Below are 21,984 nucleotides of genomic sequence, written 5' to 3'. Positions count from 1 at the left end.
CGATTCGCGTGGGTTGGAACCCGGGGCGGTTGGTCTGATTGGTCTGTTGATGAATATGCCAATGTCCCGATCACCGTCCGACGGTTTCATTGGGAACATTGGCATACTGGTAAATTTAGCACATTATTAATATGCCGCTTCGAATTCTTTCAGGAAGCGAGTATCGTTTTCAGAGAACATACGGAGGTCTTTCACCTGATATTTCAGGTTTGTGATACGCTCGATACCCATACCGAGAGCATAACCGCTGTATACTTTGCTGTCTATACCGTTAGATTCAAGCACATTCGGGTCTACCATACCGCAACCGAGGATTTCTACCCAGCCGGTGTGTTTACAGAACGGACAACCTTTACCGCCGCAGATATTACAGCTGATGTCCATTTCAGCACTTGGTTCAGTGAACGGGAAATAAGACGGACGCAGACGAATCTTTGTATCAGTACCGAACATTTCTTTAGCGAAAAGCAACAGAACTTGTTTCAAGTCGGTGAACGATACGTTTTTGTCTACATACAGTGCCTCTACCTGATGGAAGAAACAGTGTGCGCGATAGCTGATTGCTTCGTTACGATACACACGTCCCGGACAGATGATGCGGATAGGAGGTTGTGAAGTTTCCATCACACGGGTCTGTACGGAAGAAGTATGCGTGCGCAATACAACGTCCGGGTGAGCTTCGATAAAGAAAGTGTCCTGCATATCACGTGCCGGATGATCTTCGGCAAAGTTGAGTGCCGAGAATACATGCCAGTCATCTTCAATTTCCGGACCTTCGGCAATGCTGAATCCCAGGCGGGCAAAGATATCGATGATTTCGTTCTTTACAATGGTGAGCGGGTGGCGTGTACCGAGTTCCACGGGATAAGCCGAACGCGTCAAATCCAATCCGTCACAATCATTGTCCTGACTTTCAAACAATTCTTTCAGCGCGTTGATTTTGTCCTGCGCTTTTGTCTTCAGTTCATTCAGTCTCATGCCGACTTCTTTTTTCTGTTCGGCAGCTACATTACGGAAATCTGCCATTAAGTCGTTAATGGCTCCCTTCTTACTTAGGTATTTGATGCGGAGAGCTTCGAGTTCTTCGGCATTGGAGGCGTGTAAGGCTTCCACCTCTTTCAGAAGTTGTTCAATCTTAGCTATCATATTTTCGATGTATTGTTATTCAGTTTCTTAGTAAAAACCGTGCAAAGATATAATTTTATCACGAACCATCGAAATAATTTGTATCTTTGTTGCCGATATGTACCGAAAATCCGGCAACTTATGAAAAAGATTGTTTTCTGTCTTCTGCTTTTAACCTTTTCTTTTCGCCTGGCGGCCCAGATTGACTATTTGGAGCCGGTGAAACCTTTTTCTTCTTATACAGGCGAGTTAGGCGAATATTACCGTAGTGTGTTTTCTTTACTTAATGCTGGCTTTCAGAAACAGCCTTATGCGCGTTTTGCAGCTATCCCTTCCTTTTCGCCGGAGTATGCAATGTCAGTAGAAAGGAAGAACGGGCGTTATACGCTGATTTCGAACACACTATCCCGTACCTACTGGCAGGCGGAGAAGGGGACGGTGACGGTGGATACAAAATCGGTTGTCATCAGTGCTTCCCTGTATCAGTCTTTAGGGGCCATCTTCCGTTTGGTGACAGAACAGGTGCAGGATTTGGATGGTTCTACGGCTGGTTTGGATGGAATTGTCTATTACTTTTCTTCTACGGACGCAAAAGGCAAAGAGCGGATGGGACGTAAATGGTCGCCGGAAAAAGGAACGTTGATGGAACGTCTTGTATTGGTTTGTCAGTCGGCGTATATGTTATCCCGGGGGGAGAATATTTCGGAACAGACATTGGCGGAAGAGGCTGCTTCTTTATTGAAAGTATTGCAACAGCGTAGTAAGGAAGAGCCGGATGCTTATAAACAACCGATGTATGTTGGAATTTATCCGGTAGGTCCCCGTGCAAAGACGCTTTCCGGAAAGCAGGTGGAAGAACCAGCTCATTTCTCTGCGATGAGTCCGGAAGAATATATTGCCAGTGAAATGGTTTATCCGGCAGGACTTTTAGAGAAGAATGTTTCGGGGTATGCTTTGTGTGAGTTTACCATTGATAAAGAAGGAGTTATCCTTCGCCCTCATATTCTGCGTTCCACTCATCCAGAATTTGCAGAGGAGGCCCTCCGCATTGTCAAAGGAATGCCGAAGTGGTCACCTGCATTGGCGGGAGGAAAGCCGGCGGATAGTAATTACACTCTTTATGTTCCTTTCCGTCCGCAACTCTATCGGAATAAATAAGCAACCTTGCATTCAAAGTCCAATTAATAAAAAGAGATATTGCATTTATAACTTGAATTCAGCCAGCTCTCTCTAATAAATAAAAAAATAAATTTGCTGTCATCTGTCACCGATTGTGACTTAACTGCTTGATAATGATAAAATAATGGAGTGACAGCAACATGGTGACAGCACTGTGACGGCAATAATGCTGTCACAGCAAAGCCAAGGAGAGATAAACGCACTACAAAGATATGATAGAGATGCATACCCGAATCAAGTAAAAATCACAAATGAAATCTCATTGCCTAAAATTAATCGTATTAACCATAGGTAGATAAGCTATTCTATTATTATCCTTGTACTTACGGGGCGGGATCTGCCTTGTAACTGATAGTTTCAAGGCTTGAAACTGTTTGTTCTATGCCTTGAAACTTTAGTTTCACAGGGTTGAAACTTTAGTTTCTCTTGCTTGGAACTATTAGTTTCTTACTGATGAAACTATAGTTTCACACTGATGGAACTGTAGTTTCTCGCCGATGAAACAACCTTTACTCTGTAATAGCCGGATTATGTTGGAGTACTTTTGATAGTATAATAACATGACTGATTTCTTCAAAAATCATTAAAACAGAAAACTTTTCTTCGTTTGTATTGTCTTATAGCCATAAACTTTTAAAACGAGAACTTATGGATGATATGATTAACAGGCATGATTCGATAGCCGAAGAAAATATCGAACCGAATGGCCGTCCGGCTAAAGACCAGTTTGAAGAATGGAGCGGCGAGGTTGCCGACCGTGCCGATGACGTATTCAAGAATGACAAGAAAGACGGTCCTATTAAAGACCGCGAGAAACGTATAAAAGAAATGGACGAAGTGATAAAAAAGGACCTTGAATAAAGGTCCTTTTTTATTTTTTTGTGGCACGGAAAGGTAGTACAGACAGATTGGATGGGTAACAATAAGGAATTATGCTATCATCCAGTAAACGAATATAGGTATCAATATTCCTACTATCGTCAGTATTCCGCCGATACCCCACAATCCTTTTTTTCCGGGAACAATCAAAAGTCCGGTAACGAGCAAAATAAGCATGAGTAAAAGGAATACATCAGAGGTTATTGTCCATAAAGAACCCGGATTGCGATGTAGCTTATTCAATGCAGTTAAGAAAGCGGGACGATGCATTTCTTTAATAAAAGCCTGCTGACTGGTTGCATCCAATTTGATAACCAACTGCTCTTTACCAAAGATGGTCAGTTTGTTTTTACTAAAACTAAAGCGGTTATACAAGTCGGGATTGTAGGAGAGATCGGAGAGGATCTTTCGTGCATCAGCTTCTGTAAACTCGTCTTTATTGGCAGGAAGTTGGAATATATAATCCACTGTAGATTCCTTTTTCTGATTCATGAATGTGAATTCCTTCCGGTGGTTGAGTAGGAAACCGGAAAGGAGATAGACAAACAAGATGCCTGCACAGATAAAAGAGATATAACGGTGCGTTAAGCGTAAGTATTTGAGTGTTTTGGGAGATAACATTTTCATATTGAATTTAATAGGTTAGTGAATATCTAATTCATCTAATACATATTGAGAACGGGAGTATTGCTCCAAAGTCCATAATACATAACGAATATCTACTACGATGTTACGGCTTTTCTCATTGCCAACAGTTTCATAATCGGAGCTAAGCCCCTGCCAGATACGGTCGAAGTTGATACCGATCACTTCTCCTTTGGCATTCAGTACCGGACTGCCCGAACTGCCTGAAGTGGTGTGTGCATCGGTCAGGAAACAACAGGTTGGTGTTACTTTCTGGCTGAAATATTTACTGGGCTGGCGCTGTTCAATGAGTTTGGCGAAACGTGCCGGTAGCTGAAAATCTTTGTTCCCGGCATAAAGGAGATGACGGCTGACCATTCCGTTGACAGTTGTAAATGGAGTATAAATGACACCTTCACCGGGAATGGCTGCTTTCACTTTCCCGATAGAATAACGCAGAGTACGGTTGGCGTCAAAAGAGAGCTGTTTCTCTTTGTTCTTTTCGGCGTATGCTTGCAGATACAGAGAATAGAGTTTCATGTTTTTATTCTGATACGCCTGCTTTAAGCGATTAATCTTTTCTACATATATCAGATAGAAACCTAGTGATAACTGATACAAACCGTCTTGTGACAGAGCGGCTGTTCCTTGTGTCGGCACGCTGTCCAGAAGAGTGAGCATACTTTCCTGATTGCGCAGGGGAGAATGATCGTATAGGCTGTCTATGTAGGTGGAAAGATGTTGTGGATAATATTTTTTCACTTTTTTCAATGCCGTGGAGTAGAAAGTAGAATCTACGTGTTCCAGATAATAAGCTAATAGTTTCTTCATGATATATTTGTCGTCTTCGAGTCTGAAATCACGATAGAATCCTGCGGTAAGTGGCTTCAGTTTGCGGATTTCTCCTTTCATGGCAGCCTTTGCATTCTTGCTTTTCCGTTGTTCCATTTGCACCAGCTTTTCAAATTTTCCGGCAAAAGGAATGATGTTAGCACCGTAAAGTGCGACTTCACGAAACATTTGGTCGGTGAAATTCAGTAAAGTAAGATGCTCGTAATTTGCTTTCATGTCACCGAGCAATGTGGCGCCGTAGTGTTGTGTACGGTCGTTGTCCGACAGAATCCATTCTGTCATCGCCTGTTCCTCTTGTTGTTTCCGGGCGATGATGCCAGCTTCTTTCACGCCACTGATTTCACCGATTGATTTTAGATAGACGTTGGCTGCGCTTCCTGCTTTTATGTTGTAGTAAGAATAAAGTGAGTCGGCTGCTGTTTCTTTGCGTTGTGTGTAGAAGTCAAGTTTAATCTTAGCAATATCTGCTTCTGCCTGTGTATCTTTGAATACAATTTTCTCAAGGGCAAACGAAGGGACGTATTGCCTTGTCTGTGCAGGATACCCTGCTACCATCACAAAATCATCAGGCTTTACTCCTTTACTTGAAATAGACAGATGAGCATCAGGCTGATAGGGACGGTTCTGTTTGTTGTAAGCTGCCGGCTGATTTTTGTCGTTGACATAAACGCGCAAGATGGCAAAATCGGCGGAGTAACGGGGCCATTGCCAGTTGTCTGTATCGCCTCCGAACTTTCCTATCGAGATGGGAGGAGCGGCTACGATGCGTACATCTTTGAAGCAGCGGAAGACGGCAAGGATGTATTGTCTGCCGCCAAACAATGAGTAGACTTTTCCTTCTACGCCGCGCCCTTTGGCTTGAGCTTTGACTATTTGATTCCCGTTTTCATTAATCTTTTGGGTAAGTGCCTGGTCGGCAAGATTCCCGGTATCTTGGGTTATTTCTGCTGTTACGTCTTTGATGGCTATCAGTTGGTTGACCTGCAAGTTTGGAAGGTAGGTCTCTTCATTGCGATGGGTAGCCCAGCAACCATGTTTTACGTAATCGTGGTCTGCATTGGAGATATGTTCCAGATACCGTGCGACACAATGGAAATTGGTCAGCACCAGTCCTTCACTGGAGATAAAGGAGGCACTGGCAAAGGGAGAAAAAGTACTGTTGTCGTAACTTAATGAGAGGATAGCGTTCGACAGGCACGAATGGTTGATATCGTAAATATCCTTTTCACTAAGGCGTAATCCCTGTTTTTTCATTGTCTGATGTACTTTCCCTTGTATTTGTGTAGGTAGCCAGAAACCTCCATCGGCATACATGGGCTGTATACACAACAGGCAAAGGAGGCAAAAGGTCGAAATAATGGTAGTTAACTTCATTGTATTTTATTTTTTAAATAATTATTCCATGTAGAAGGTGTAGCTGTCAATTGTTCGCGGACGCGAGTGAGATGCTCATTGACTGTTGGGGAGAAGAGTACACTGAAAGAGGAGGTACGTGCTTCTGTCAGTAATGTTTGCAACGCATTGAGATAACTTTCCTGCAAATGTCGCGTGAATATATCCGGAGCCTTGTCTGCAAAAAGATATTTTGCGGAGGTTTCCAGGTAATGCGTATAGGTAAATCCTGTTGAGGTTTCGTTCGAAAAGATTCGTTCGGTGATGATTCTGCCGAACATCTTATCGATGATTGTCTTTTGCGCCTTTATGATGGCTTCGGTTTGGTTGCCGGCATACCTGCATACGGTGTCGGTTTGCAGAAAGTTATATCCGTCGAGCAGTTGCTTCCAAAGAAATTCGACAGTTCTTTCGGATGCTTCATCGGAGAAGCCGATAAAAGGAATAACACGTTCCAGATGATCGAAATAGGCTTGCTGCAAATCCGTATATGTGGCGGGCATATCCTCAAACGGGTCGTTTGTTTGACGGGCTTTATTCCATTCCGGCAATTGTTTCAATATTTGTTGAAGATTACGTATTCCGTATGTTGCCGATGCGACAGGATCGTTGCCGAGATCGGACGTTTGAATGGTAGGGTCAATCGGGATGGTACTCGGTGTCATACGTCCGCAATGATACATGGGGTCATTTTGCTTTTTATCTATCCATCCGGCTATGGTCCGGGTGTCTTCGTGGGAAAGATATGTATAGCCGATGCGGATGGCGTATCGGTCGTACACTCCTAATAGAGGAGGCAATACGTAACGGACGCCGTCTCCCGGTTGGGCGACATAATTGAATCGGGCATAATCCATGATGGAAGGGGTAGTACCGTAACGTTCGGTAAATTCCGGACGCCGCAGGTCTTCTGTGTTATAAGCATACGATGCTTTGAAATTATGTTCAAGTCCGAGGCAGTGCCCTATCTCGTGAGCGGCGGCATAACGGATTAATTGTGCTGTTATATCGTCCGGCAGTGTTTTGGTTCGTGCTGCAGGATGGTAGGCTGATGTTTGCAGGAAATACCATTTGCGCAGCAGGGTTATGACGTTGCTGTGAAACAACACGTCAGCTTGCATAATCTCTCCGGAACGCGGGTCCACCCAGTGTTTTCCCATTGCGTTCGGGAAATCGCTGATTATATATCGGAAACAGTTGAAACGTATATCGTTCGGATCAAATTCCGGCCCGGCTTCGGCATATGTCTTTACTTGCATTACGTCTTTGAAGCCTATTTCTTCGAATGCTTTGTTCCAATCCAGTATTCCTTTGCGTATGGCTTTCTGCCAAAGAGGAGGGAAGGCATCGTCTATATAAAAAACGATGGGTTGTTGAGGCTTCACCTGTTTGCCTTTTAAATAGCTGCACATGTCTTTAGGAGAAGGGGCAATGCGGAAACGGGTGATGTAGCTTTCTGCTGTGATTGAGGGAGTTTCGAAATTGAATTTCCGTTTGGGGATATTATCATATCCTACCCGGGCATCGTATATGCGTGGTTGCATGGGATGTTCCGGCAGCAGTAACAACGATTTCCGTATGGTAGTGAGGAAAGGTTGGGTGGTTCCTTCAAAACCATACTGCACGCTGACTTCCAAGTTATTTTCGTAGGTGTCTACCTGAAGTATTTTGTTGAGTTGGGGTAGAGAACGTCCCGGTGACGTTTTTCCTCCGAAGGGGTCTACACCTTCTATGGGCTCACTAAGAAATTTGCTCCAGTTCACAACAATCGAGCTGTCTGTTTCTTGTTCAATCTTCCAAGCTTCTGCTATCGGAGTGATGGCATTACGGGCATAAGCTGCGTAAGAAATATGAGTGGTGTCCTCACATAAACTTTTGGGGTCGGGACGTAGGAGGTACAACTGTTCTTTGTCATATTTCAAACGTATCCATATCGGATCATAAAGTCGCTGGCCTGCATAAAGTTTTACTCTGTTATTGGGAGAACTGACGGTCATCACACGGGCTGCTAGCAAGAAGTCACGGTTTATCAGCCGTTTAGGTATTTCTATGAAGCACCCTTTGGCATTTTGCCGGATGTGAAACATGGGGGTGGAGTTCCCCAAAAGAAGGGTTGGAAAGAGCAGCAGGAATAGTAACCAGAGCTTGTTGTTGGCAATTCTCATCATGATTGGTGTAATTTATCTTGTTGGTTTCTGTGGAGTAGGAGAATTTAGTGATAGAGTCCGAGGCTTATTCCGAACATTTTAGAATCAGTTTTCTTGTCGGTTTTCAAATACGTTCCCATGACTTTGACGAACCATACGTTGGTGGTATGCTTCTTTATTGTTACAGGCATTTGATATTGTATTTGAAGTTTTCCGTGTGCATACGATGCTCCATAATAAGTTATATCCGGTAAAAGCACGTTTTGCGCATATTCAGTGGACGGATCGTTTAGTGACAGGTCCGATGATAATGAGAGGTAGTAACCGGCTTCTGCCTCTATCCATAATGAACGGTTATTTCTACGCAGGAATGAATATCCACCCTCCATGCAGATAATTGCTTGACGGACTGTAAGCGATGAAGAGGGGAGATTGTATTGATCTTCTACCGACTGAAAACATGCACGTGCACCTGTGTAAGCCGTAGTTTCTCCGGTACGATGGTTGCTCCATAATAGACGGTAGTGCAGGTCGGCATTAAGTAAATCAACAGTATAACGTTCGTCATAAATGAGAAGTGTGTTCCAGTAAGAGGATTCGATACCTGTTACCGGATCTTTTTCTATTATTTTCTCTTGGCGGTACTCGTCGGCTTTTCCTGTCTGATAACGAATGTCAATGTCGATGATATGCTCTGTCTGTCCGGATTTGATACGGTTCAGAGACAGTAGTTTGTAAGTTGTAGTGTGGTACTTTCCCGGTGAATATTTGATATCTCCCCATACGTCTTCGTTGCCTTTGGCATAAGACAGAGTGGTAAGTGTCTGTATACGTTCGTTTTTATATTGATAAGACAACTCACCGCCAAATTCATGGTTGACGAATTCACGTTCGAAACCGGAATAACCACCAGTAGTGCCGTCTGCATTTTCCATTCCTGTGAAGGTGTAGTATTTTAGGTTCGGATCAGTTTGCACGGTAGTGATGTTGGGAATTTTTTCCTTTCTGCGATGGTAATATCCGCTAAGACCCCATGAATGTTTGTTCCACGTGTAGGTAATGGCAGGAATCAGTTGATAGTCTGCCAGGTTAGTACGCGAACGAGGGTCTTTCAGCCGGGAAAGGTCTCCTACTTTATAGTCCAACTGTGCACCGAAAGTAAAGTTTTTGATAGGTAAAGTAGCCAATGCTGCCGAGAGATCGAAGTTTTGGAAGTCATATTTCCCTTTGATAGAACTTCCCGAAAAATATGGATTGGAATGGTGGCTGCGTAGTACGTCGCTCCACGAACGGTTGAATTGACGTCCCATATCGAAAGTGAAACGTCCGTAGCCGTAGAGGTATTTCCCTATTTTTTGGTATCGTTCCGAAGTGAACAATAATTTGTTTTGTTCATCACCGTCTTGAACCCGATAGTGGGTGCCTTGTTGATGAGAGAACTCGAAATAACTGATTCCCCGATTGGTCAGCGTATCCAGAGAAAGTCCGGCAGGATTCAAGGTACGTCTCCATAGCTGGGTAGCATCGGCGTACTCGTATTTTTCTTTAGTCTGTAACGTGGCATCTTGGGCGTGTATGCACAGTGCTGTTACCATCAGACCGGCAAAGAGTATATATCGATGGTTCATCATCATTTCTGAATTGGTTTAATTATTTCGTGAAATAGTTGGGAGAGGCTGTGCCATAAGAATATGTATTCTTTGTGCACAGTCTCTTTTATTTTTTATTATTTATATTCCCTCGGTTTGATTTCAGTAGATACGGCAAAATCATTGCTGCTGTTATTAGTATCCGCAAGAATGGTACGCCCGTTTTCTGTTTTGGCTATTTTGCGGTAGATTACTTCTCCGGTATATCCCGATATAGCTTCCGTATTTTGATAGCCTGCGTCAATGTAGTTGTAGAGACGTTTGGTGCTTTTATCTACTCCTGTGCTTTTGTTCTTCAAACATTCTACACCATCCATTATGTATTTTACTGGGGTTTTGACAAACTTGTTTCCCCTGTCTTTACCGTCGACGTATACAGTTTCCCATGAAGAAACGTTTTCATCTGTACTGAACAGCACAACTGAACATGGACCGCTTTGTACAAGGTTCATATTGCTAATTGTGGGAAATGTAGAATATATCAATTCTACAGCCGGTGTTGCAGGATTGTTGGTCGTTTTTCCTTGCGTATCTTTAGCCTCAAAATCAGCTTTGGATAAATCCACTTCATTATTTGCTGCATGGTCGATAGCACTATTGGCTACAATTATCGAGGCTCCCGGTTCAACTCTTGTGACCCCATTAGAGGGGAAACGATAGATCTGTTTTAGATAAATATATTCCGGTGTGGAACCAAGGGTGTATGCAGGGGTGCTTTCTGATTCTACCAATCCAAAATAAAGTCCGGCTATATCAACTGTCTGGTCTGAATTATTAAAGAATTCAATATACTTTCCTGCCATATAATTTTTATTACTGCTATCTTTTGTTCCTGCATAATAAATTTTACTGATGATGAGGGATTGTTTTACTGAAATACTGGTTTGAAGTTCAATAGTTGTTGACGAACCGACAGTATATTTCAATAGACTGCCGGATATCACATAATTCTCATTTTGTGTTTCATTACCGGTCATCTCGGCGTATTCTTCCGCAGTGATTTCACAGGAAGTAGAGATATCATACAAATCGGGAATCACTCCTTCAAAAGTGGCTATACCTTTTTCGTTTGTAGTGGCAGTGTATTTACCCATTGTTACAGTGCGATCTGCATATTGTATGTCAGACTTAAACCCTTCGGGCATGGATACTTTCACTTGTACGGTCAATGCCTGCGTGGCATTGTCATCAGAGGAACATGCAGCCATGACAACTGTGGCAGCTGCAAACATCATTTTCGTGATAAAAGAAATTGTTCTATTCATATTGTGATTTATAAATTAAAGAATAATTCAACACCAAAACTGAAACTACCTGTGTTACGCTGTACTAGCGTGTTGGAGGTAGAATTTTTAAGAAAAGGTTCGTAAAAGAGTATATTGTTGGCATAGAATGAAATGCCGCCTATATTGCCTAACTCCTTGGTGAGACGTCCCGACATTAACCATGTGATGGGTGCTTTGCTCGGCACATTGTCTTTGGGGTTCTTACGTTGGCTTTTTAATGACACTCCTTTTATTTTATAATTTTCGTCTGCCAGCATATCTGCTGTTATCTCATGATAGGAGAGATCTGTATCTATCCATCCGATGGGATCCATCGGTGGATTGTTGCTCTTGGTATAGTTGTACCAGATGGCCTGTGTTGAGAAAGAAGCTACCATACGCAGAGCTGGAATATTGGTCACAATTCGCAGGTTGTTCATAAAACGGCGATATACATTGTTGGTGAGTCCGGATGGATATACAATCTTGAAGGGAGTTGTATTGGCTATTGTATATTCGGTAGGCAGGTCAGAAGGATTATTGCTGTTCATGTCTTTGGAGTAAGTCTTGGATTCCATGTATGCTCCTGACAAATAGAATGAAGTGTGTATTGCCGGAATTTCTCCTAGGTCAAAATCCATTTCTATACCTTTATTAATAGAGACATTTGTATTTCCGATTTTACCAGTGGTACTAAATACAATGTCTTGCCGTTCTGGATTATTCCAGTCTATTTTGGTAGCTTGTCCCGGAGTGATAATCAATCCTTTTTCCGCAGAGTAGTAATTGGCTGTATATGTAAAATATTCTGTGGCTGATCCGAATCCATTGGCAGTTTTATCGTGATAACCGATGATACTTAATTTATGTTTGTCCGACAACTTGATATCGAATCCGGCCTCCCATTTGCGGTTGGTAGCATTTTTTAAGCCTTTGGTTCGTTGTACATTGTATACTTGTGTGTGGTACATCAATATTTGTCCGGTTTTGTCATCTTGGGGCATATAATTGGCGGCTACACGGTCAATGTACTTTTTGTCGGGGTAGAGATAGTCCAGTCCCGGAGTCTTGGAATTAAGGCCAAAACCTCCACGAATATTCAGCCATTTGTTGACAGAGAACGAAGCGTTCACACGGGGAGAGAAAGAAAAAGTTGCTTCATCCGACCACGGCTGTAGAGTTGTGAAACGCCCACCGAACTGTATTTTCAGAAATTTGTTTTCTGATATTTCCCAGCGGAAGTTATCTTCAATGTAAGCAGCCATTTTATGAATACCCGGAATGTCGGAGAAAGGACGGGGACGTCCGTTACTGTTAGGTTGCAACGGGTAGCGGTCGTCATCATTATAATATCCGCGGGCATTATTCCAATCGTAATGGTATTCTACTCCCATTTTAAAGTTTTGGTATGTCTTCTTTGATTTTACGAAAAATGTATTGCTGATTTTGGCATATACATTTCCGGGACGGCTAAGAGAACCTCCACTTGCCTGATATGAGCTTTGCTCAAAAGGCACATTATAATATCCTGTTTCTGTGGCAGTAAGTATCGGCAGTAACCCAGACGAATTGGTTACAATGGAACTCTTCTCCATCTCTGTTTGAGTATAGCTGACACCCAGTGTGTAATTAATAGTACGTGAGAAAGGTTTATTAATTGATATTTTCCCGTTGTGACTTAGTGAAAACAGTTGGTTGAGATTCTTTTGGAAAGTACCGTCGTCAATGGCGTCCGGGTCTTTTCCATTCCAGTCTTTACCCATCATATAACGTACCTTTGTGTCTGTATGCCAGATATGTGAAATATCTTTGCTGTATCCTAAACTAAAGGTATAGCGGTCGAATGACTTTGTTTTTTGACGCGGGTCTCCCCATGCTTGTGCATAGTCGAGATTGAAATTCAGGATACCGGCATCTTTGTTTAAACGTAAGCCTTTACCAAGTGAGTAATTCATTGTTCCGGGATTAATTTTTCCTTTGATCTGCCAGGGAGTTTGTCCGATTTTGGAATGAACAACTACAAGACCGGAGGTTAAATCACCATATTCGGCAGAAGGAATACCACGGATGACTTCTACCGATTCAATATCATCTGCACTGATTTGACGTAAATCAGTTCCGACAAATGCGGTACTTGAGAATCCTCCTTGTGACAGTGTACCGTTGTTGGACATGGGAACTCCATCCATGATGATGCTTGATCCGAATGCATTGGTGTTATTGTTTACAAGAGTACGGAGTTGTACATTGGAACGGGATGTTAAATCTGTATTTTTCATTAAATGTCCCGGTATAAGTTGCATTACGTCGTCAAGGCTCATAGCCTGTAAATGGTCTATCGCTTGTCTGCCTATGATGGAACTGGTAGATTCTCCGGCTACGTTTTGCCTTGCTACCACTACTACCTCTTTCAAAGCTAGCGAAGTGGGAGTCATGCGGATAGTCAGATCCAGATTTTGTTCGACATTAATCTCACGTTGCACAGTCTCGAAGCCTACATACGAAATGTTTAATATGTATTTTCCTGTAGGGACGTTTTTTAGTGCTGCTTTTCCCTCCATGTCGGTTGCGGCATAAGCTCCCAACGGATTGAGGATACAGGTAGCCATTGGTAGCGGTTGTTTAGTTCCTCTTTCTAATAGAAGGATATGAATGTCATGAGTAGTAGTTTGTTTGGAGGCCGGGTATAGTAGGACGACAGAATCATTGATTTCATATGTCAGTCCTATCTGTTTGCAAAGGTTGTTGAGTAGAGTGCTCAATGATGTTCCTTGTGGGTAATTGAGAGTAACGGTCTGCTGATTATTGATACTTTTCTCTTCATAAACAAAATGCACATTCGCAGCTTGACGAATCTGGGTCAACGCTGTACGTACCGGAATATTCTTGGCTGATATGACTACGTTTTGATTTTGTGCCGATACACTGGCGGCAAACAGGATAATGGCTACTGTTTGCATTATCCGGATTAGAAGATGTTTTTTCATATTTGAATAACGTTTTTTCCGGTTTAATATTGAGGACGATTCTCTGTTATCTCAATAATATTTCCTTTTTGTCTGAAGTACACATTAGATACTTTGGACAAGATGTCTACCGCTTTCTGTAATGGCTGGTCGCGGAAGATAACTCCGGCAAACTTCCGTTCGCGTAATTGTGGGTTGGTGAAAGTCATATTGACATTATACCAGCGCGAAAGTTGTTGCACGATGGTTTCCAGGGATGTATCAGTATATTCATATACACCATTTGCCCATGAAGTATACTCTTGTACCTGAACAGGTTGTGTATTAATTGTTTTTGCTTGTATGATAGCTTGCTCACCGGGCGAAAGAGACTTTTGTCCTTTCTCTTTTTTATCCTCGCAATACACTTTTACTGCTCCTTCTTCCAGAGTAACGGTAGTCTGGTTCTTTTCGTAAGTATTTACGTTAAACCGTGTCCCTACTACCTCGACTATACCGTACGGGGTGTGTACAATGAAAGGATGGAGTGTATCTTTGGCAACTTCGAAGAGAGCTTCTCCTGTGAGATAAACTTCTCTTTTACTTCCGGTAAAAGAAACGGGATAAGTGAGGCGGCTTTCGGCATTAGCATGCACACGTGTACCGTCTGAAAGTACAAGTTTATATTCTCCTCCTCTGGGTACATTTAAAATATGCTTCCCTATATTTTTTTGTGTATTTGTTTGAGTGTCGTATCTTAGTTCTTTTTCCGTATTTTGTGCAACCTGCATACCATTTGCATTGAAAATGGATTTATCTTGCGAAAGTAGGTCATAGGACTCTCCATTGTTAACAAACAGGGTTGCTTTTTGCTCTCCTCTGTGTGCAAATAGGGATTGTTCATATTCTGTGAGTGTGTAAAAACTGAAAGCAGCTATTAATAAACAAGCAGCGGCAGTGCTACTCCAATAGGTGTACATCCGTATCCGTTTACGGTGGCAGATGCGTTGCTGGATTGATTCCCATGCTTGTGCCTCGTCACATTGTGCCACAAATTCATTTACCCGTTTCAACCGGTACCAGTTGAGCAAGGTAATCAGATTTTTTTCAGTCTTATTATTATCTTCTTGATTCATCTTTTTTCTCTCGTTTTATTATATGATCCGAAATTGTGTAAAATGGGTGTCAGAAACGAGAGACTTTTTTTCTTGGAAGAATTATGATAGGTTTATCAAAGATAGAGATACTAGAAGTAATTTCTCGTTTTTGCGCAGTTTTTTCATTGCTCTAGCAAGATATGTTTTTAATGTGTTTACACTGATGTGTAATTCATTAGCTACCACTTTATATCTTTTGTTTTCAATAACGATGCCATAGAGTGCCTTCTTTTCTTGTTCGGGCAATGCTGCTAAAGCTTTTTCCAACTCCTTTTCTTTTTGTTCACGTTCATTTTCTTCAAGGCTCTCACATATATATAGATATTCCTCTTCGTTCAGAAGAATGTTGTTGGAGTTTATCTTTTCTCGTTTTTCAATAAACTTCAGTGATGCATTACGAATGCAGAGATAGGCATATCCTTTCAGATTGTCAGTGATGGTTTTATAGAGCTTCTTTTCCCAGAATGAAATAAAAAAACTTTGAACGATATCTTCCGATTCGGAAAAGTCATCTGTTATCTGTACTGCATACATACATAAACGGATATAATAACGTTGAAAGAAAAGGTTGAAAGCCCTTTCTTTATCTGTATTGAATAAACTTACCAATTCTTTATCCGTTAAGTGATTCATTTTTTTGTAATAGAATTATGCAATGCAAAATAATATAAAAATCTTAAGATATAATACTTCTTGTTTATGTTTTTATGATAAAACGTCTTTAAAATACCTATTTGTAGGTATCCGATATCTTTTTGATAGTACAGATACTTGGTTGAAAATACGGCTGTAACGCCGAAAACATGGAGATTTAGATGCTTTTAAAACAAATCTTTGAGGGAGGGGAATAGAATAAAAATATGAAATAATTCTTGAAAAAAGAAAGAGGTTCTGAAAACAGAACCCCTGATTGGATGGTTGTGGAGCGTATCGGACTCGAACCGATCACCTTAACACTGCCAGTGTTGAGCGAAGTGATGATAATCAGCTCTTTAAATGATTTATTGCTTATACGCATTGGTTATACTTATTGTTTACTGTCTTACAAAGATAGTTCATGACCTTCTAAATTCCAAACTTATTTTTCAATATAAAATGGGATATAGGGTAAATTCCTAAGGAGAATAGTATTTTAGTCTACAATGCTCATTGTATTTCAGATAACTCTATTTTGAAGTTCGCATAAGGAAGGAGAATTGAGATTGAGCTTTAAAAATTCTCCCATGCACTTTTGTGTCAGAGAAAAACAAAAGCCAGCTATCATCACTGACCACTGGCTTACAAAATAACATTCAAATAATCAAATACCACAGAGATTGAATTTAAAGTCAAGATAACTAGTTATCATCTCGATAACTGGCTTTTAATTTTACTCATCAGTAGAAGCACTTTGAGATTGTGTGAACTGCTCGTAGAAATTGTTGAGAAGGCGATTTATAATGGTCTCTTTGGTATCTCCACCTCGCTGTCCTTTGGCTTTCTCTATCTGCTCTGCTTTCTCTTTACTCAAACTCGAAAAGAACTTGACCAGATTGTCAATCGTAGCACCTTTTTGGTCATCATCTGCTTCATCGTACTGATAGATAATCCAATCAATGAGAGTTCGACTTTTGAGAATCTCTTTGGAGAGGTGTTCTGCTACTGCTTTTAATAATCTTCTCCCCCTTTCCAATCCATTAGTTTTCCGTAATTTATCACTTATCTTACCCGCCATTGCATCTGCCATTATCTCTTTAGTAATACCCGCTTTAAACGTTCCCCATTTGGAGGCTGTTGGTAGTGGATAACCTTCTTCGGTAAGCTCCACGATAAAATCAAGTAGCGGAAGCTCCTCTTTGCACGCCATTTTAGCCCCCTTAGGAAAGTCGCCCCCCTTCCAAGGATTTGTACAAATGTTAATCTCCGAAAACATTCTCGAGACTGCAATTTCTTCATTCAAAGCATAGATAAGATAGAACTCACCTTTGTACTTTTCTTCATCTTTTAAATCCTTGTTAGCTTCCAGAAGATTTAGATGACCTTTGTAACGGTGGTTTGCATCCACTAACACAACGTACCGGGCTGCATCAGCTCCGCTAATGATTTCTCCCGTTTCAAAATCTACAATCTCCAATCCGGCTTCTATAACTTTCTTTGCATCCACTATGATAGCGGGAACTAACATTCCATTTGCCTTCATGGACTTCATTTTAGCTTTAACCACCTTTTCGTCAAAGTTACGATTACCTGATAGTCTAGCTATCTTAAAGCCTTTATCTAACAATGTTGATAAGGCAATAACTTTTAATAAAAATTCTTCTTTTAATAAATTTTTCTCATTTTTCATTTCTCTTTATTACGCTGCCTCCTACAGCAATTAGTTATTAACTATGCTGCAAAGGTAAGGAGCCATAAATTACTTTTCGTGAAAAATTAGATTATCTCGAAATTTCACATTTCCTCTATGAACCTTCTATATTTAGACCTTATTTTTTCAATTTCTGGATTAGGCAGTAAGATTAAGGGGAACGACTGCCCGTTTACTGTGAATAGAGAAAGTTTTATTGGGGATTTATTATAATCGCGCGTTAATGCTCTATAATTATCTGTATTTACTGGAATATTGTTCTTGAAACGACCAAACAAGTATAGGATGTATAAAACAAGCTTCTTTCTGTTTGAGGACATTTTTCCACCTTTGTATTTGCTCAAGAAGGCTTTCAATTCTTGTGCAAAATAATAGTTCAAGATTCTTTTGTTTGCTATTTCATTCATAGTGGTAATCCTCTCAATTGTATAATGCTTCAAGTTATCTACTGTTACAATATCATCTTGCAGTTCTAAATAAGCTTGTTTTATTTTATTAATCAGTAGTTGACTAGAGATAGTAAACTTTTTGGTTTTAGTAGGCGATTTACCTTTCTTCGTTTCTGTTGGCAACCTACCCACTACTTCAATACTTGCAACCTTCATTCCATCGTTTAGGTGGTTGAACAAGTCTAAATATTGGTCTGCTACAGATATGGATAGTTCAGCAACATTACATCCCATTATCATAGCGTACAGCAATACGGATAATCTCCATAATTTTAACGCATCCAGTTCCTCTCTTTCTAAATATTGAGCTAGAGTACTATCGTTAACAAAGACTTCTTCACTTAGCAATAATTTTTGTTTGTTATCATCTATGATTATGGTTTCAGCGAGTTTTACAGCTTCCTCATAATTTATTGCTTTGATATTGTTCAATATAATATGTTTGTTTTTGTCATCTATGCTTGTGGCTACCTGCAAGCATCTCTGCATATAAAAATCTACATATTCATTCATGGTATTATCTTTTAAAATCAATGACTGCAAAGAAACAAATTTATCCAATATTCCAGTTCACTGTATTATAAAAAATAAGGCAGTAAATGAAATTTCACTTACCACCTTATCAATGAGTTTCATCACGTCTTATAGTTACAAAAAGTGAAATCATAAATATCTGGCATGAATCAGTTACAAGAACTGCTTTGCTTGTTATCTCAAATCAAATCCTTTTGAAGATATACGCACATATATTCCAATAATCCAAAATATATATCTTGTATTAGATTTACCTGATTCTTATCAATAACTTTGCCGTAGATAAATCAATTACCAATCTATTTATTTTTACACAAATATGCAAGTAACACCAAAAAAGAGCACCGTGATTTCTTATTTACCACAAGAGATTAGAGAAACTACATATACAGATATTATATACAGACCTGTAACAAGGGAGATGTTAGAACAACTATTCTCAAATTCAGCTAAGAAGAATAAGCATAAACTAGTCAAGAAGAGAAGGAAATGAACTAAAAAAGACGACACTTGATATATTATTCAAATGTCGCCTTCACCTATTAATTACTGTGTGTTTATTATAGACGTTTGTACGTCATTTTGTTATAAAAATCACCGTCTTCATCTCTTCCTTTCATTTCAACTACCAATTGACTTGAGTTAGCAACAAGCAATTTTATTGAACTAACTTCTGTATCTTCTTCATCAACAGGAAGCAAGTTGTTACCATCCAACGTGAATTTTTCAGTGCTAGATTGATTCCATTGATTATTATAGTAATAATAATGAACAACAGAATAGATGTTATCTGACACTTTTGAGATTGTCATTTTTTCACAATCTTCTGTTGGGTTTGTAGGGTCATAACTATCACTCCAACTTTCTTTTTCACCTTCATAATACTCATAGCCTTCGTCAAGCACTAATCCCCAATTTCCCTCTAGTTGATTTACATCAATGTCTTCATCATCATCGCTACAAGCTGCAAAATTCACACTCATTACTATGGCTACGATAGCCATTCCGATTAATCTTAATGTTTTCATTTCGGTTTGATAAATTAATATGTTAATAAATAGATTTCGTTTTGTTAAAGTATTTTGCTGCAAATATAAACAATAATATTAGCACATAAAAATAAAATTATATATTTTATAACTAAACAGACTAAAATCAGGCTTATTTGTAAAGAAATCATATTTAAATGGAATTAAAAATACTGTATGACATTCTCCCTATCTACATAAAGGAAAGAAACAGAGATAATTTGGTAAACTGGAATGGAAACCAAAAGGCAGCAAGTGAATGTTACTTCAAATGCTGCCTTTATTTAATTACATCTTCTTATAAGTAATTGCAATAACGCCTTCTTTATCATCGTTATGAGCAAGAGTCATAGTATTGCCATTAAAAGTGACGGTTTCTTTTGTGGTATCACCATCTTCATAAGTTATTACTAACGTACTAGTTGCACTATCATAAGTATAGGTGAATTGGTGTCTATATGATTCGCTATCATTATCCCAAAATAGATATTCTTCTCCACTACCGTCAGCGTTAAATGTCAACCTTAAATGTTCGTCTTCATCATCGTTCTGCCATACACCCACTATAGGATTGTCATCATCGTCATCGCTACAAGCAACGAAATTTGTACTCATAATAATGGCTACTATAGCCATACCAATAAATCTTAATGTCTTCATTTGTTATATAATCTGTTTGTGCTTCTACGTTCCTAATAGAGAGCGTTAATAATTGAGATATAAGTGTGAGGAACACAACACGGAGTTGCACACTTCTTTGATAAAGAACTGTTGAGTAGTAAAATAGACTGTCTGTTTCTTATATACCTGTATTTATGCCAACCTGTTCCCTATAGTTGGCTACTACATACAAGAAGCGTGGGAACTATTGAATATTACTAAGTTGAGGCTCTGGACTGCCCTTCTTCAAGTAATAAACAATAGCCCACGCCAGACGATATATAGACTATCAATAATAAGATAGGTATATAACATTGACGTGAGCGCTCTTGCCTACTATCCTTGAAGAATGAAATTGTCCAGATTTCAACTTAGGATAATATATCAAACGCTCTTCGTTAACTATGTCCTTTCAGCCTTAACACATTAAGTATCTGAAATTGCTACAAAGTTACGAATTTACGTTTGATTAGCAAGAACTATTGTTTATTAAATGTTGAGAGCTGTCTCTGCTCAATAATTCAAGGTTGGTATGAAACTTGCCAAATCCCCATATAAGTAGAAATTCTGAATTTTCATACCAATCTAATTATCAGAAGCTAAGACAATCATAAGTATTAAGTAGCTCTTCCTGCCTTAATCCCAAGTATCTTTTAGTAATTGATACACTGGAATGATTGAATAGCTCCATGAGCTTGACAAGTGCAAGCTCCGAATTATCACTGTTCATATTATAAACCTGTCTGCCAAAGGTCTTTCTAAGAGAATGACAACTGAAATTGCCTATATGCAACTTGTACTTCTTCTTAATCTCCTTCAACATGACATTGATTCTCTGAACTGTGTACACTGTCCCCTTCTGACTTATCAATACAGGTGCATTTATGCCAACTGGATTTATATGCTCATAACAATCTCTGATATGTTGCTGTAGCTGCATATTAATCCTAATTGTCCTTTGCTTTCCTGTTTTAATCTCTGTAATGGTGAACTCTTCTGCATCTAATATCTGATTCCACCTCAAAGCAAGAATATCAGAAATTCTTAGACCTGTGAAGCAACCCAAAGCGATAAGAAGTGACATCTTATAATTACTATCCCTTGCCAACTTTCTTACTAAGTTCATCGCTTCGCTCCATTGCAAATAATCTGCTGTTGTACTTGAATATTTAAGTGACATAACGTTCTGTTTTATAGTGAAACTAATAAAAGTGAATATTAATTTTGAGTTGGAATATCTAACCTACTGATTATTAGCTAAACATTCACTAATAGAGAAAGTGAACATTTTTATAAAGCAAGGACACTAAGTAAATAATGTCCCTACTTCATTCAACCTATATAAAAGGTAGGTGAGCTTCATCCAACACGCCACTGTCAACTATCCGTTTACAAAGTTCGTGCGATGCCTGATTTCTAAGGTCTGTACCATAGTTCCTACTACCAACCATACGAATAATCTCTACTATGGTTTTCATTAATTCCTGCTGTAGTGTACGGTGGTAATACCTTGTACTTTCAGCAAATCTTTTAGGATTCCAACTATAATCGTTCAAGGCTCTTTCAAGTTCTTGCGCTGCCTTGTATTCGCGACTGCCTTCTATTACCATATTTATAATATTTAAGAGGTTTATAAATAAAAAGAGCACCTGTATGGATGCTCTTTGTTTTTTCTGCATTTTAATGTACTACTTCACCGTAATAATCTTGTATATAGTCCAGATAATCATGAAGAAGAATACAATAGGTGAG

Annotated in this window: 17 protein-coding genes; 2 read left to right on the top strand and 15 right to left on the bottom strand. The window is 39.8% G+C overall.

Annotated elements, in window-relative coordinates:
* Positions 1–126: 126 nt before the first annotated feature.
* Positions 127–1,146, bottom strand: a complete 1,020-nt coding sequence (pheS, locus tag GD631_RS20070) for a phenylalanine--tRNA ligase subunit alpha (RefSeq protein ID WP_143259409.1) — start codon at positions 1,144–1,146, stop codon at positions 127–129.
* A 120-nt stretch (positions 1,147–1,266) separates the two neighbouring features.
* On the opposite strand from pheS, the gene GD631_RS20065 reads away from it, so the two are divergent.
* Both GD631_RS20065 and GD631_RS20060 read left to right on the top strand, forming a co-directional pair.
* The gene (locus GD631_RS20065; protein ID WP_143259410.1) at positions 1,267–2,283 is read left to right on the top strand and encodes an energy transducer TonB; all 1,017 of its coding nucleotides are present in this window, start codon (positions 1,267–1,269) and stop codon (positions 2,281–2,283) included.
* Between the two features lie 669 nt (positions 2,284–2,952).
* The gene (locus GD631_RS20060) at positions 2,953–3,165 is read left to right on the top strand and encodes a hypothetical protein (RefSeq protein WP_004312688.1); all 213 of its coding nucleotides are present in this window, start codon (positions 2,953–2,955) and stop codon (positions 3,163–3,165) included.
* A gap of 69 nt (positions 3,166–3,234) precedes the next feature.
* Here the strand turns inward: GD631_RS20060 and GD631_RS20055 are convergent, their stop codons facing one another.
* The 14 genes from GD631_RS20055 to GD631_RS19990 all read right to left on the bottom strand — a co-directional run bounded on the left by GD631_RS20055 (position 3,235) and on the right by GD631_RS19990 (position 21,842).
* On the bottom strand, positions 3,235–3,810 hold the full coding sequence (locus GD631_RS20055) for a PepSY-associated TM helix domain-containing protein (RefSeq protein ID WP_223225893.1): 576 nt from the start codon (positions 3,808–3,810) through the stop codon (positions 3,235–3,237).
* Between the two features lie 15 nt (positions 3,811–3,825).
* The gene (locus GD631_RS20050; RefSeq protein ID WP_143259411.1) at positions 3,826–6,033 is read right to left on the bottom strand and encodes a S46 family peptidase; all 2,208 of its coding nucleotides are present in this window, start codon (positions 6,031–6,033) and stop codon (positions 3,826–3,828) included.
* Positions 6,030–8,219, bottom strand: a complete 2,190-nt coding sequence (locus tag GD631_RS20045; protein WP_143259412.1) for a zinc-dependent metalloprotease — start codon at positions 8,217–8,219, stop codon at positions 6,030–6,032. The genes GD631_RS20050 and GD631_RS20045 overlap by 4 nt, the downstream gene beginning before the upstream one ends.
* A 44-nt stretch (positions 8,220–8,263) precedes the next feature.
* A complete protein-coding gene (locus GD631_RS20040) occupies positions 8,264–9,832 on the bottom strand; it encodes a DUF6850 family outer membrane beta-barrel protein (protein ID WP_143259413.1) in 1,569 nt (522 codons plus the stop codon).
* A 92-nt stretch (positions 9,833–9,924) separates the two neighbouring features.
* A complete protein-coding gene (locus tag GD631_RS20035; protein ID WP_143259414.1) occupies positions 9,925–11,112 on the bottom strand; it encodes a DUF4876 domain-containing protein in 1,188 nt (395 codons plus the stop codon).
* Positions 11,113–11,120: 8 nt separating this feature from the next.
* A complete protein-coding gene (locus GD631_RS20030; protein ID WP_143259415.1) occupies positions 11,121–14,099 on the bottom strand; it encodes a carboxypeptidase-like regulatory domain-containing protein in 2,979 nt (992 codons plus the stop codon).
* A 23-nt stretch (positions 14,100–14,122) separates the two neighbouring features.
* A complete protein-coding gene (locus GD631_RS20025; protein WP_143259416.1) occupies positions 14,123–15,193 on the bottom strand; it encodes a FecR family protein in 1,071 nt (356 codons plus the stop codon).
* Positions 15,194–15,274: 81 nt separating this feature from the next.
* Positions 15,275–15,847, bottom strand: a complete 573-nt coding sequence (locus GD631_RS20020) for a sigma-70 family RNA polymerase sigma factor (protein ID WP_143259417.1) — start codon at positions 15,845–15,847, stop codon at positions 15,275–15,277.
* Positions 15,848–16,583: 736 nt separating this feature from the next.
* Entirely contained in the window at positions 16,584–17,540 is a 957-nt protein-coding gene (locus GD631_RS20015) for a hypothetical protein (protein ID WP_223225894.1), read from the bottom strand.
* A 104-nt stretch (positions 17,541–17,644) separates the two neighbouring features.
* Positions 17,645–18,523 (bottom strand): hypothetical protein, encoded by an 879-nt coding sequence (locus GD631_RS20010; RefSeq protein ID WP_143259418.1) that lies wholly within the window; start codon positions 18,521–18,523, stop codon positions 17,645–17,647.
* A gap of 581 nt (positions 18,524–19,104) precedes the next feature.
* Positions 19,105–19,572 (bottom strand): lipocalin family protein, encoded by a 468-nt coding sequence (locus GD631_RS20005; RefSeq protein WP_185911520.1) that lies wholly within the window; start codon positions 19,570–19,572, stop codon positions 19,105–19,107.
* Positions 19,573–19,860: 288 nt separating this feature from the next.
* A complete protein-coding gene (locus tag GD631_RS20000) occupies positions 19,861–20,232 on the bottom strand; it encodes a lipocalin family protein (RefSeq protein ID WP_223225895.1) in 372 nt (123 codons plus the stop codon).
* Positions 20,233–20,824: 592 nt separating this feature from the next.
* Entirely contained in the window at positions 20,825–21,412 is a 588-nt protein-coding gene (locus GD631_RS19995) for a tyrosine-type recombinase/integrase (protein ID WP_118419800.1), read from the bottom strand.
* 157 nt (positions 21,413–21,569) lie between these two features.
* Positions 21,570–21,842: a hypothetical protein gene (locus tag GD631_RS19990; RefSeq protein ID WP_143259471.1), complete on the bottom strand. Its 273-nt coding sequence runs from the start codon at positions 21,840–21,842 to the stop codon at positions 21,570–21,572.
* Positions 21,843–21,984 lie beyond the last annotated feature (142 nt).

Origin of the sequence: Bacteroides luhongzhouii (assembly GCF_009193295.2) — a bacterium.
Classification (GTDB): Bacteria; Bacteroidota; Bacteroidia; order Bacteroidales; family Bacteroidaceae; genus Bacteroides; species Bacteroides luhongzhouii.
The sequence above is the reverse complement of the archived record's forward strand: the minus strand, read 5'-3'. Positions and strand labels throughout refer to the sequence as shown.